The sequence below is a fragment of the Manganibacter manganicus genome (assembly GCF_002075885.1).
Lineage (GTDB): Bacteria > Pseudomonadota > Alphaproteobacteria > Rhizobiales > Rhizobiaceae > Mesorhizobium > Mesorhizobium manganicum.
Genome location: NZ_MDET01000023.1, coordinates 45,223 through 57,785, shown reverse-complemented (window position 1 = coordinate 57,785; position 12,563 = coordinate 45,223). Strand labels below are relative to the sequence as shown.

The 12,563-nt window shown below is 62.9% G+C and carries 12 protein-coding genes; 10 read left to right on the top strand and 2 right to left on the bottom strand.

The window, feature by feature from the left end; genetic code table 11:
* Window positions 1–5: 5 nt before the first annotated feature.
* The 7 genes from BFN67_RS14575 (at window position 6) to BFN67_RS14545 (ending at window position 6,339) form a co-directional block, all read left to right on the top strand.
* Window positions 6–926: a pirin family protein gene (locus tag BFN67_RS14575; RefSeq protein WP_080920291.1), complete on the top strand. Its 921-nt coding sequence runs from the start codon at window positions 6–8 to the stop codon at window positions 924–926.
* Window positions 927–992: 66 nt separating this feature from the next.
* Window positions 993–2,909, top strand: coding sequence for a 1-deoxy-D-xylulose-5-phosphate synthase (dxs, locus tag BFN67_RS14570; protein ID WP_080920290.1), 1,917 nt, complete (start codon window positions 993–995; stop codon window positions 2,907–2,909).
* A gap of 164 nt (window positions 2,910–3,073) precedes the next feature.
* On the top strand, window positions 3,074–3,310 hold the full coding sequence (locus tag BFN67_RS14565) for a hypothetical protein (RefSeq protein ID WP_139789188.1): 237 nt from the start codon (window positions 3,074–3,076) through the stop codon (window positions 3,308–3,310).
* Window positions 3,311–3,349: 39 nt separating this feature from the next.
* On the top strand, window positions 3,350–4,114 hold the full coding sequence (locus BFN67_RS14560) for a TlyA family RNA methyltransferase (RefSeq protein WP_080920288.1): 765 nt from the start codon (window positions 3,350–3,352) through the stop codon (window positions 4,112–4,114).
* Entirely contained in the window at window positions 4,111–5,352 is a 1,242-nt protein-coding gene (locus BFN67_RS14555; RefSeq protein WP_080920287.1) for a class I SAM-dependent RNA methyltransferase, read from the top strand. Before BFN67_RS14560 ends, BFN67_RS14555 begins: the two co-directional genes overlap by 4 nt.
* A 113-nt stretch (window positions 5,353–5,465) precedes the next feature.
* Entirely contained in the window at window positions 5,466–5,837 is a 372-nt protein-coding gene (locus BFN67_RS14550; protein WP_080920286.1) for an antitoxin Xre/MbcA/ParS toxin-binding domain-containing protein, read from the top strand.
* Window positions 5,830–6,339: an RES family NAD+ phosphorylase gene (locus BFN67_RS14545; RefSeq protein WP_080920285.1), complete on the top strand. Its 510-nt coding sequence runs from the start codon at window positions 5,830–5,832 to the stop codon at window positions 6,337–6,339. The genes BFN67_RS14550 and BFN67_RS14545 overlap by 8 nt, the downstream gene beginning before the upstream one ends.
* 215 nt (window positions 6,340–6,554) lie before the next feature.
* Here the strand turns inward: BFN67_RS14545 and tldD are convergent, their stop codons facing one another.
* Complete coding sequence (gene tldD, locus BFN67_RS14540; protein ID WP_080920284.1) at window positions 6,555–7,967, bottom strand: metalloprotease TldD; 1,413 nt, start codon at window positions 7,965–7,967, stop codon at window positions 6,555–6,557.
* 106 nt (window positions 7,968–8,073) lie between these two features.
* Window positions 8,074–8,604 carry an invasion associated locus B family protein gene (locus BFN67_RS14535; RefSeq protein WP_080920283.1) on the bottom strand — a complete coding sequence of 177 codons (531 nt, stop codon included), beginning with the start codon at window positions 8,602–8,604 and terminating at the stop codon, window positions 8,074–8,076.
* 366 nt (window positions 8,605–8,970) lie between these two features.
* Between BFN67_RS14535 and coxB the strand changes: the two genes are divergently transcribed.
* The 3 genes from coxB to BFN67_RS14520 all read left to right on the top strand — a co-directional run bounded on the left by coxB (window position 8,971) and on the right by BFN67_RS14520 (window position 12,559).
* Window positions 8,971–9,852 carry a cytochrome c oxidase subunit II gene (gene coxB / locus BFN67_RS14530; protein ID WP_080920485.1) on the top strand — a complete coding sequence of 294 codons (882 nt, stop codon included), beginning with the start codon at window positions 8,971–8,973 and terminating at the stop codon, window positions 9,850–9,852.
* A 37-nt stretch (window positions 9,853–9,889) separates the two neighbouring features.
* Window positions 9,890–11,539, top strand: a complete 1,650-nt coding sequence (ctaD, locus tag BFN67_RS14525; RefSeq protein ID WP_080920282.1) for a cytochrome c oxidase subunit I — start codon at window positions 9,890–9,892, stop codon at window positions 11,537–11,539.
* Between the two features lie 75 nt (window positions 11,540–11,614).
* Window positions 11,615–12,559: a heme o synthase gene (locus BFN67_RS14520; RefSeq protein WP_080920281.1), complete on the top strand. Its 945-nt coding sequence runs from the start codon at window positions 11,615–11,617 to the stop codon at window positions 12,557–12,559.
* Window positions 12,560–12,563 lie beyond the last annotated feature (4 nt).

Genomic DNA, 12,563 nt, shown 5'->3' with positions numbered 1-12,563 from the left:
ATTCAATGTCCTTCTTCCCCGGAAACGATCCCGTCCTCGGCAATGCCTCGGCGTGCGACCAGATCGAACTGATGGTCATTCCCAACGCCCGTGACATTGACGGATTCCAGGTTCGTCGCGCGCTGCCGACGGCGCGGCGGCGACTGGTTGGGCCGTTCATCTTCTTCGACCAGATGGGGCCGGCGATCCTGCGCGCCGGGCAGGGGCTCGATGTGCGGCCGCATCCGCATATCGGGCTTTCCACGGTCACCTATCTGTTCGACGGCAAGATCCGGCATCGCGATTCGCTCGGCACCGAAATGGTGATCGAGCCGGGCGACGTGAATTTGATGACGGCGGGGCGCGGCATCGTCCATTCCGAGCGCACGCCGGAAGAATCGCGCGGCGCGCCGATGTCGATCTCCGGCCTGCAGACATGGCTGGCGCTGCCGGACGGCAAGGAGGAGGTGGCGCCCATCTTCGAGAATACAGGCAAGGGCGAACTGCCGGTCATCGATGCGGAAGGCGTGAAAGGCCGCATCATCATCGGTTCGTTTTCCGGCCTGCATTCGCCGGTACAGGTGGCGTCCGACACACTTTATGCCGATATCCGCCTGACGCCGGGCGCACGGATAAGGATTCCGGCCGATGCCGAGGAGCGCGCCATTTATACGCTAGATGGCGAGGTGACGATTACCAGTGACAGTTTCCCGGCCGCAAGGCTGCTGGTGTTCAAGCCGGGCGACGAGATCGTCGTTTCCTCCGCGACCGGTGCGCATTTCATGTTGTTCGGCGGCGCTTCGCTTGGCTCGAAGCGCTATATCTGGTGGAATTTCGTCTCCTCTTCCAAGGAGCGCATCGAGCAGGCCAAGAATGAATGGAAGACCGGGCGCTTCGACATCGTGCCGGGCGACGAGGAGGAATTCATTCCGCTGCCTGAGCGGTGATACGTTTACTTTCGCTTGCCCACAGCCTATGCCCGGTTTCGTCAGAAGCCCGATCAGGTTGGCGCCATGAATGCGAAGCCCAATACGCCGCTCCTCGACAAGGTCGTCATTCCTGCCGATCTGCGAACGCTGGCCGAGCGCGACCTGCCGCAGCTTGCCTCCGAATTGCGCGCGGAGATGATCGACGCCGTGTCGCAGACCGGCGGTCATCTCGGTGCGGGTCTGGGCGTGGTCGAACTGACGGTTGCCCTGCATTACGTCTTCGACACGCCCGCCGACCGCATCATCTGGGATGTCGGTCATCAGGCCTACCCGCATAAGATTCTCACCGGGCGGCGCGACCGCATCCGCACGCTGCGGCAGGAAGGCGGCCTTTCCGGCTTCACCAAGCGCGACGAGAGCGAATACGATCCGTTCGGCGCCGCACATTCATCCACCTCCATTTCCGCCGGCCTCGGCATGGCGGTGGCGCGCGACCTTGGTGGCGGTAAAAACAACGTCATCGCCGTGATCGGCGATGGCGCGCTTTCGGCCGGCATGGCCTATGAGGCGCTGAACAATGCGGGTGCGCTGGACGCGCGCCTGATCGTGATCTTGAACGACAACGATATGTCGATCGCCCCGCCCACCGGGGCCATGAGCGCCTATCTGGCGCGACTGGCATCGGGGCGCACCTATCAGGGCCTGCGCGATGTCGGTAAGAAGCTGACGTCTTATCTCGGCCGTCGCGTCGATCGCGCGATCACCCGCGCGGTGGAACATGCGCGCGGCTACGTCACCGGCGGCACGCTGTTCGAGGAGATGGGCTTTTACCATATCGGCCCCATCGACGGGCACAATCTGGAGCATCTGGTGCCGGTGCTGAGGAATGTGCGCGACAATGGACGCGGCCCGGTGCTGATCCATGTGGTGACGCAGAAGGGCAAGGGCTACGCCCCGGCCGAAGCGGCATCGGACAAATATCACGGCGTCAGCCGGTTCGATGTCATCACCGGCGCACAGGCAAAGGCCCCTGCGAATGCACCGAGTTACACCAACGTCTTCGCAGAAAGCCTGATCCGCGAGGCGGCGGAGGACGACAGGATCGTTGCCGTGACCGCCGCCATGCCGTCCGGAACCGGGCTCGACCTGTTCGGCGAGGTTTTTCCGACGCGCACCTTCGATGTCGGCATTGCCGAGCAGCATGGCGTCACCTTCGCCGCCGGTCTGGCGAGCGAGGGCTATAAGCCCTTCGCCGCGATCTATTCCACCTTTTTGCAACGCGCCTACGATCAGGTCGTGCACGACGTGGCGCTGCAGAAGCTGCCGGTCCGTTTTCCGATCGACCGCGCCGGCTATGTCGGTGCCGATGGCGCGACGCATTGCGGTGCCTTCGACACCACCTTCCTGGCCTCGCTGCCGGGCTTCGTGGTCATGGCGGCGAGCGACGAGGCGGAACTGCGCCATATGGTGCGCACGGCGGCCGAATATGACGAGGGGCCGATCTCCTTCCGCTATCCGCGCGGCAATGGCGTCGGCATCGATCTGCCGGAGCGCGGCTCGCCGCTGGCCATCGGCAAGGGCCGCATCGTGAAGGAGGGCACCAAGATCGCGCTGCTGTCCTTCGGCACGCGGCTGGCCGATTGCCTGCTGGCGGCGGAGGAACTGGGTGCGGCGGGTCTTTCAACTACGGTCGCCGATGCGCGCTTCGCCAAGCCGCTGGACGAGGATTTGCTGCGGCGTCTCGCGCGCGAGCATGAAGTGCTGATCACGGTCGAAGAAGGCGCCATTGGCGGCTTTGCTGCCCAAGTGCTGCATTTCCTTGCCCATGAGGGGTTGCTGGAAAGCGGCCTGAGGGTGCGCCCGCTGGTGCTGCCCGACCAGTTCACCGACCACGGCAAGCCGGAAAAGATGCTTGCCGCCGCCGGTCTCGATGCGCACGGCATCGTGCGCACGGTCTTCGCGGCGCTCGGGCGCGGCATGGATGTCGAGCACCGCGCCTGATCCAACGCCTCGGCGCCTTGAATCGGAATCTGAACTTCCGGAATCGTTTTGACCGGAGGAGCGTCTAACATTCTGTTTACGCTCCTACTTTGCCATTCGCTTACCGTCTCCCTTGGCCCTTTCTCAACGTCCCTGCGCTATGAAAGGTCAGGCAGGGGGTAAAAATGAGAATGCTTTTGAATGTCGTGCTGGCGCTGGTCGCCATGCCGATCGGCGTGGCTGTGGCCGGCACTGACACGCCCCGTTACGATCATGCACTGGAAAAGGCCGCGGCCGAAATCGTTGCCGGGAAGATTGGCGATATTCGCGGTGGCTTTGCCTTCGACCAGAAGCCGCGCTTTGTCGTTCTGGTGCAAACCTCGATGGCCGAAGACGACAATCGGGATGGCAAGGCGCATTGAGGCGTTGCCTTCAAGCGCGGCTTTCGTCAATGAAGGGCGATGAAGCCCGACCAGACAGCCAGCGACCGCCAGCGTCTCGACGATCTGCTCGTTGCGCGCGGCCTGTTTTCCAGCCGCTCGCGCGCCGCCGATGCGGTCAGGCGCGGCACGGTAATGGTAGAGGGCGCGGTCATCCTCAAGCCCGGCCAGGCTGTGCGGGCAGGCGCAGCGGTTGTCGTTGACGATCCGGCGCGGGGCTATGTCTCGCGCGCGGCGCTGAAGCTGATTTCCGGGCTCGACCGATTCGGCTTCGATCCCATCGGTTGCGAAGCCCTCGACATCGGTGCCTCGACAGGCGGCTTCACGCAGGTGTTGCTGGAGCGCGGCGCCGTGCATGTCGCCGCGCTCGATGTCGGTCATGGCCAGTTGCATCCGGGCATCGCCGGCGATCCGCGCGTGACGGCGATGGAGGGGTTGAATGCGCGCGACCTGTCCGCCGCCGATCTTGACGGCCGCATTCCGGATTTCATCGTCAGCGACGTTTCCTTCATCTCGCTGAAACTGGCGCTGCCGCCGGCTCTTGCGCTGGCCGCAGCGGGTGCAAAGGCGGTGCTTCTGGTCAAGCCGCAGTTCGAGGCGGGACGCGAGGCTATCGGCAAGGGAGGCCTGTTGCGCGATCCGGTCGAGGCCGACAGGGTTGCCGAAGAGCTTCGCCAGTGGCTCGATGCCTTGCCGGGCTGGCGTGCCGCCGGCCTGCATGCCTCGCCCATCGAAGGCGGCGACGGCAATCGCGAATTCCTGCTGGGCGGAGTGAAAGACAGATGAATTCACGCTTCTCGATCCAAAGGCTCGGCGCGCAGGGCGACGGCATCGCCTCCGACGAGGGCAGGGAGGTGTTCGTCTCCTTCACGCTGCCGGGCGAGACCGTCACCGCCGCAAGGCAGAAGGATCGCGCCGCTTTGATCGCCGTTCTGGAAGCCTCTGCGCTTCGGGTCGAGCCGGCCTGCCGGCATTTTACCGAATGCGGCGGCTGTGCGCTTCAGCACATGCAGCCGGAGGCCTATCGCCAGTGGAAACGCGAGCGCGTCGTGCATGCGTTGAAATCGAAGGGCATTGCCTGCGAGGTCGGCGAGATCGTCCCCTGCCGGCCGCACAGCCGGCGGCGCGCGACCTTCACCGCGCGCAGAACCGAGGCCGGCATGCTGCTTGGCTTCAACCGCCATTTGTCGGCCGAAATCATTCCGCTGGAAGAATGCCCGGTGACGGTGCCGGAGATCGTATCGGCATTTGGCCGGCTGCGGGCGATTGCGGGCGCGATCTGTGCCACGCGCGGCCCGTTCCATCTGGCCGTCACGGCCACGGCTTCGGGGCTGGACGTGGCCGCGCAGGGCTCGGGCCGCATGGAGGACAAGCAGCGCCGCGCCGCCGCCGATCTTGCGATTCGCGAAGGCTTTGCCCGGCTCTCGGTCGATGGCGAGATCGTGGTGGAGCCGAAAAAGCCGGTGGTGATGTTCGGCGACGTGCCGGTCGCGCCGCCGCCCGGCGTTTTCCTTCAGGCAACCGCGGAAGCCGAGCAGATCATGGCCGATTTGGTCGGACAGCATTTTTCACGAGCCAAGCGTGTCGCCGACCTGTTTTCAGGTTGCGGCAGCTTCGCGCTTCGTCTGGCTGCCGGGGCCGAGGTCCATGCTGTCGAAAGCGATGCGGCTGCCCTTGCCGCGCTCGATCGCGGCTTTCGCTATGCCACCGGCCTGAAAAAGCTCACGGTGGAAAAGCGCGACCTGTTCCGCCGCCCACTGACATTCAAGGAGCTTGCCGCCTTCGACGGCGTGGTGTTCGATCCGCCGCGCGCCGGCGCGGAAGACCAGGCCAAGCAGATTGCGAAATCTGATGTGCCTTTCGTTGCCGCCGTCTCGTGCAATCCCGTCACGCTGGCGCGCGATCTGGCGATCCTGCTTGCCGGCAGCTATCGCCTGAAAAGCGTCACGCCGCTCGACCAGTTCCTGTGGTCCGCCCATGTCGAGGCGGTGGCCCTGCTGGAGAAGCCACGCAAGCGGCGGTAAGTGGCGCTCTTGCATCGGGTCGCCGTTTCCGATTTCCTTCCTGCTCTTGAATTGCGCGTATTTTGACCCTATTTTGATCGAAAGGTGTCAAAACGTGCAAGGGAGATGATCGAATGACCTTCGCGATCCTTGAAATACCTGCCTCTCGTTTCGGTGAGGAGCGTGCTCCATTCCTGTCGGCGCGGCGCGTGGCCGAATTGCTCGGCGTCACGCTGTCCGAACTGGCTGGGCTGGTCGGCGTTGCTCGCAACACGCTGGTCGCCAAATCCGGTGCGCGCAAGGTCGATGCGGCGCTGAGCCCAGTCGTGCGAATCCTTTCCATGGCCGGCGAGATGGCGGGCGACGAGCAGCGCGCGGCGATCTGGTTCAAGCACCAGCCTATCCCCGGCTGGGCCGGCAAGACCGCCTATGATCTCGTCCACGAAGGCAAGGCCGACAAGGTGCTTGCCTATCTGGAGGCCGTGCGCTCCGGCGTCTATGCCTGAACAGCAAGCGCTCACGCTCTGGCGCGCTTTCGTGCCGCGCTGGGCATATCTGCCGCTGTCAGGTGAGGGGGCGGCTCGTTTCGGCGGCCGCTGGAACCCGGTCGGCCAGCCGGCCATCTATGCCGCGCGGGAACTTTCCACCGCTTGGGCCGAATACAATCAGGGCTTTGTGCAGCACCCCGCGCTGATCGCGCAATTTGAACTATCCGGAGCCGACCTGGTGGATCTGACGGATGGCGCGGCGCTTGAAGAACTGGGCATTGATGAAGAAATCCACCGTTGCCAGTGGCGCGACGCCATGGACCGTGGCGTAGTGCCGCAAACGCATGAATTGGCGGAGCGCCTTCTTGCACAAGGCCGGCATGGGGTTGTCTATCCGTCGGTCATGTCGCCCGGCGGCACCTGCGTGGCGCTATGGTGCTGGAACGACGCGACAGCACCGCGCCTGACGGTGATCGACCCTGAACACCGTCTGCCGATGACGCCGGCTTCCTGGCTGTAATCGGCTAGCGCATCGGACCGAAAAGTGGTTACCGGTTTTCGGGTTATTCCGATGCTCCATCAAAGCGTCAGAGCGTCCTTTGTGCGTTCAATTGAACGCACGGCGCTCTGGAGCATTTCCAGCAAAAGTGTGAGCGGTTTTGCGTTCGGAAATGCGGCTAAAACAAGCAGATAGAGGGGTTCAACGATCCCGTTAAATTATGAACCGCTCTAGGCTCACACCTGCGTGCCGCCTACCGTCATCTGGTTCATTCTGAGATGCGGCTGCCCGACGCCGACCGGCACGCTCTGGCCGCCCTTGCCGCACATACCGATGCCGGTGTCGAGTTTCATGTCGTTGCCGACCATTGTCACCCGGTGCATCGCGTCCGGGCCGTTGCCGATCAGCATCGCGCCCTTGATCGGCTGTGTCACCTTGCCGTCCTCGATCATATAGGCCTCGGTGCAGCCGAACACGAACTTGCCGCTGGTGATGTCCACCTGGCCGCCGCCGAAGGACACGGCATAGATGCCCTTCTTGACCGAGGCGATGATCTCCTGCGGCTCCATGTCGCCGCCGGTCATGTAGGTGTTGGTCATGCGCGGCATTGGCTGGTGCGCGTAGGATTCGCGCCGGCCGTTGCCGGTTGCCTTCATGCCCATCAGCCGCGCGTTCTGGCGGTCCTGCATATAGCCGACCAGTTTGCCGTCCTCGATCAGCACGTTGCGGCCCGAAGGCGTACCTTCGTCGTCCACGGTCAGCGAACCGCGCCGCTCGGCAATCGTGCCGTCATCGACCACCGTGACGCCTTTGGCGGCCACCTGCTGCCCCATCAGGCCGGCAAAGGCCGACGTCTTCTTGCGGTTGAAATCGCCTTCCAGCCCGTGACCGACAGCCTCGTGCAGCATGACGCCCGGCCAGCCGCTCGAAAGCACGATGTCGAATGTACCTGCCGGAGCGGGCTTGGCGTCGAGGTTGACCAGCGCCTGCCGCAGCGCCTCGTCGGCGGCATGTTTCCAACTGTCCTCCACGAGAAATTCGCCGAACCCGGCGCGCCCGCCCATGCCGTGGGAGCCGCTTTCCTGCCGCTCGCCGTCGCCGACGACCACCGAGACATTGATTCGCACCAGCGGGCGGATGTCGCGCACCACTTCGCCGTCGCCGCGCAGGATTTCGACATGCTGCCACGAAGAGGCGAGCGAGGCGGTGACCTGCCGCACGCGCGGGTCCTTGTCGCGCAGCCATGCGTCGATTTCCTGCAACAGTTTCGCTTTGGCCTCGAAGCCGGGCGAGGGGATCGGGTTCTCGTCACCGTAAAGATGACGATTGGTGCGGGCGGGAGCCGCCGCCAGCGTGCCCGAATAGCCGCCCTTGACGGCCGAAACGGCATCGGCGGCGCGCAGCAGCGATGCCTCCGACAATTCGCTCGAATGCGCATAGCCCGTGGCCTCGCCGGCCACCGCGCGCAGCCCAAAGCCCTGGTCGGTATTGAAATTGGCGGTTTTCAACCGGCCATTGTCGAACATCAGCGACTCGCTCTCGCGATATTCAAGAAAAAGCTCGCCGTCGTCCGCGCCCTCGACCGTATCCGCGACGAGCCGCTTGATGCGGTCTTCGGAAATATCGAACTGGCCAATGAGGCTGGTCATGCGCAGGGGTCCTTTCCGGAGGCGGTTTTCTCCGATTTAGGCACCGGCGCGCGCTTAGGCAATGCCACGATCAAGGCCAAGAGCAGGCTGCGGGCCGGCGACCGGATCAGGGAAGTGCCGCGAAACCGTCGGCAAAGCCGGTCAGGTCGACCGGGATTCCAATGCCTTCCTCCGGGGTCTGGAAGACGATGAAGGTGGCGGATTTGCCGGATTTGAGCGTATCGAGCAGTTGTTTTTCGAGGATAACTTCGGCGTAGCAACCGTCCTGGAAACAGCGCACGAAATAAGCGCGACCGATATCCTTGCCATCGACATTGAGGCCAAGACCGTTTGGCAACAGCACGCCCAGCGGCGCCAGCACGCGCAGGATTTCAGCCTTGTTGTCGGCGGTGCGCAGCACGACGACCGAAAGCCCCATTTCGGGGCGGTCGGAGGCCACGACGTTCTGCATCATCACGCATTGTTCGGAGGTCGCGCCCGCTGGCGTGTCGCAGATGATCGACCATGCGCCATGCTTCGACTTCACCGTACCGCTCGGCTGCGCGGCGTCGGCTGCGACGGTCCACGACAGGACGCCGACGCTCAAGACAGCGAAGAAGGCGGCCACTCCCCAGTTTTTCCAAAGCCAGGCGTTCATAATGGCTCCATTGTCGAATCACGGCACTTTAAGCCGCGCCAGGCTCAAGTGAAAGGACGCGTGCGCGCTCATTCGGTTGCGAGTACGGCAAGAATGCGGTTTTCAAGCTGTTTTTTTGGCGTTGGCACGATCTTTGCCGACTGGCGCCCGGCTAAAGAGCGGTTGAAGCCTGTAATTGCACTGCAAGGAGCAGGCTGTGGCCATGGGGCGCGCGCAAAAATGCCGCACGACTTCTGCGGCTCCTTCCTTGCGGTTGGGAAAGGAGTATGGTTTGAACCGAACTTGGAGTGCCGGGGATTCCCGTCCCTGGCATTTATAGCTATTCCTGCGGCAGGGCTGCGGGGGGACAGGGAGATGAAGAGGGCGATGAGAAAATTCCTTGCGGGCCTTGGGGCGATCTCCGTCTTGGCGACGAGCGCCTCCGCTTATGCGGCCCAGCCGGTCGAGTGGGAAATGAATTTCCAGCCGGCCGCTACCGGTATCATGCACCAGATCACCTGGTTCGAGCACTATACGCTTTGGTTCATCGGTCCGATCGTGCTACTGGTGTTCGCGCTTTTGGTCTATTGCATCATCAAGTTTCGGGCGAGCGTCAATCCGACCGCCTCCCGCACCAGCCACAATACGCTGATCGAGGTGATCTGGACTGTCGGCCCGGTTCTGATATTGCTGTTCATCGCGGTGCCGTCGTTCCAACTGTTGACGGCGCAATATACGCCCGAGGAGGAAGCCAAGATCACCGTCAAGGCCTCCGCGAACCAGTGGAACTGGGATTACGAATACCAGACCGCTGATACTGCGGAGCCGCTTTCCTTCAATTCGGCGGTGCTTCACGATGAGGATCGTGCGGACGCCGGCAAGGAAGACCGCGCCCTTTATCCACGCCTGCTGGCTGTCGACCATGAAATGGTCGTGCCGGTGAACACGATGGTTCGTGTCCTGGTCACGGCGACCGATGTGATTCATGCCTTCGCCATGCCGTCCTTCGGCATCAAGGTGGATGCGGTTCCAGGGCGGACGAACGAGACCTGGTTCAATGCGCAGAAGGAGGGCATTTTCTACGGTCAGTGCTCCGAACTGTGCGGGCAGGACCATGCCTTCATGCCGATCGCCATCCGTGTCGTCTCGCAGCAGCAATACGATAAGTGGTTCGCTGCCGCCAAGACAGATGTGGATGCTGCCGACAAGGCTCTGATGGCTGAGGTGGACAAGCCCAATTCGAACAAGGTAGCGGCTGCCGGCAATTGATGCCGCGGCCAGTAAGTATCAGGGAACGGAGCGGAACATGGCAGAGGCTGCAGTTCATAGTGAACACCGGGCGCCTTATAGGGGCTGGGTCCGGTGGGTCTATTCGACCAACCACAAGGATATTGGTACGCTCTATCTGATCTTTGCGATCATTGCGGGCTGTATCGGCGGCTTCCTGTCGGTGATGATGCGCATGGAACTCTCCGAGCCGGGCGTCCAGATATTCACCGGTCTCGCGCAGATGGTCTATGGCATGGATCCCGGCGCGGCCGAGGCCGGCGGACGGAGCATGTACAATGCCTTCACCTCCGCCCATGGCATGATCATGATCTTCTTCATGGTGATGCCGGCGCTGATCGGCGGCTTCGGCAACTGGATGGTGCCGATCATGATCGGCGCGCCGGACATGGCGTTCCCGCGCATGAACAACATCTCGTTCTGGCTGCTCCCGCCTGCGCTCACCCTGCTCATCATCTCGATGTTCGTGCCGAGCGCCCCCGGCGCTTACGGCGTGGGCGGCGGCTGGACGATCTATCCCCCGCTTTCGACCACCGGCCAGCCCGGACCGGCTATGGATCTGGCCATTCTGTCGCTGCATATCGCCGGTGCCTCTTCCATTCTCGGCGCCATCAACTTCATCACCACCATCTTCAACATGCGTGCGCCGGGCATGACGCTGCACAAGATGCCGCTTTTCGCATGGTCTGTCCTGGTCACGGCCTTCCTGCTTCTGTTGTCCCTGCCGGTTTTGGCCGGCGGCATCACCATGCTGCTGACCGACCGCAATTTCGGCACCACCTTCTTCGAGCCTTCGGGCGGTGGCGATCCGATCCTGTTCCAGCATCTGTTCTGGTTCTTCGCCCATCCGGAGGTTTACATCCTGATCCTGCCGGGCTTCGGCATCATCAGCCATATCGTCTCGACCTTCTCCAAGAAGCCGGTCTTCGGCTATCTCGGCATGGCCTACGCCATGGTCGCCATCGGCGTCGTCGGCTTCGTGGTCTGGGCGCACCACATGTTCACCACGGGTATTTCGCTCGACACGCAGCGTTATTTCGTGTTCGCGACCATGGTGATCGCGGTGCCGACGGGCGTTAAGATATTCTCCTGGATCGCCACCATGTGGGGCGGCTCGATCACGCTGCGCACGCCGATGCTCTGGGCGATCGCTTTCATCTTCCTGTTCACGATCGGCGGCGTGACCGGCGTCCAGCTCGCCAATGCCGGCTTCGACCGTTCCGTGCATGACACCTATTATGTTGTCGCTCACTTCCACTATGTGATGTCGCTGGGCTCTGTGTTCGCGATCTTCGCCGGCTGGTATTACTGGTTTCCGAAGATGAGCGGCTACATGTACAACTCGGTGATCGCGCGCGCCCATTTCTGGGTCACGTTCATCGGCGTGAATCTGGTGTTTTTCCCGCAGCATTTCCTCGGGCTTGCCGGCATGCCGCGCCGCTACATCGACTATCCGGACGCCTTCGCCGGCTGGAACCATATCTCGTCCATCGGTTCCTACATCTCGGCTTTCGGCCTCCTGATCTTCCTGTTCGGTGTGGCGGAAGCCTTTGCCAAGAAGCGTGTTGCCGGCGCCAGCCCATGGGGCGAAGGTGCGACAACCCTCGAATGGCAGCTTCCATCCCCGCCGCCCTACCACCAGTGGGAGCAACTGCCGCGCATCAAGTAAGCGGCTGCCGAATTTCGAAACCGCCGACCTGTTCGGCGGTTTCAGCCGACGGAACGAATGGAATTTCGACTACGCATGGCCCTGATCGACGACAGACATATTGAGGAGACGGCAGTTCGCATGTCGGAAGCGACGGCGGGCGATTACCTTGCCCTGCTCAAGCCTCGCGTCATGTCGCTGGTGGTGTTCACCGCCTTTGTCGGCCTGATCGCGGCGCCGGGCGTGCCCAATCCGTTGCTGGCCGTCATCGCGATCCTGGCGATCGCCATCGGTGCGGGTGCATCGGGCGCGCTCAACATGTGGTACGATGCCGATATCGACGCGATCATGACGCGGACGGCTACGCGCCCCGTGCCTTCAGGCCGTGTTTCGGCCGGCGAGGCTCTGAGCTTCGGGCTGATCCTGTCGGTGCTTTCGGTGATGACGCTCGGCGTGCTGGTCAACTGGCTGTCGGCCTCGCTGCTGGCATTCACGATCTTCTTCTACGCGGTCATCTACACCATGTGGCTGAAACGCTGGACGCCGCAGAACATTGTCATCGGCGGCGCTGCGGGTGCTATCCCCCCAGTCATCGGTTGGGCCGCGGCGACCGGCACGGTCAGCCTGGAAAGCGTCATCCTGTTTCTCATTATCTTCCTGTGGACGCCGCCCCACTTCTGGGCGCTGGCGCTGTTCAAGGCAGGCGACTATGAGCGCGCCGGCATTCCGATGATGCCGAATGTTGCCGGGGAGGCCTCGACCCGCAAGCAGATTTTTGTCTATGCGCTGCTGCTCGCCCCGGTCGGCGTTCTTCCCGGGTTGTTCGGCTACACCACCGCCGGTTACGGCGTTGCGGCGCTGCTGCTTGGCCTCGGCTTCGTCTGGTATTCCTGGAAGGTCCTGCTGATGCGCGACGAGGACCGCGCGATGAAGCCGGCAAAGGCGCTTTTCGGCTATTCGCTGCTTTATCTTTTCGCGATCTTCGCCGCCTATCTCGCCGACAATGTCATCGGCCGCGCTCTTGTGCTGGGCGGGGTGTAGGGCC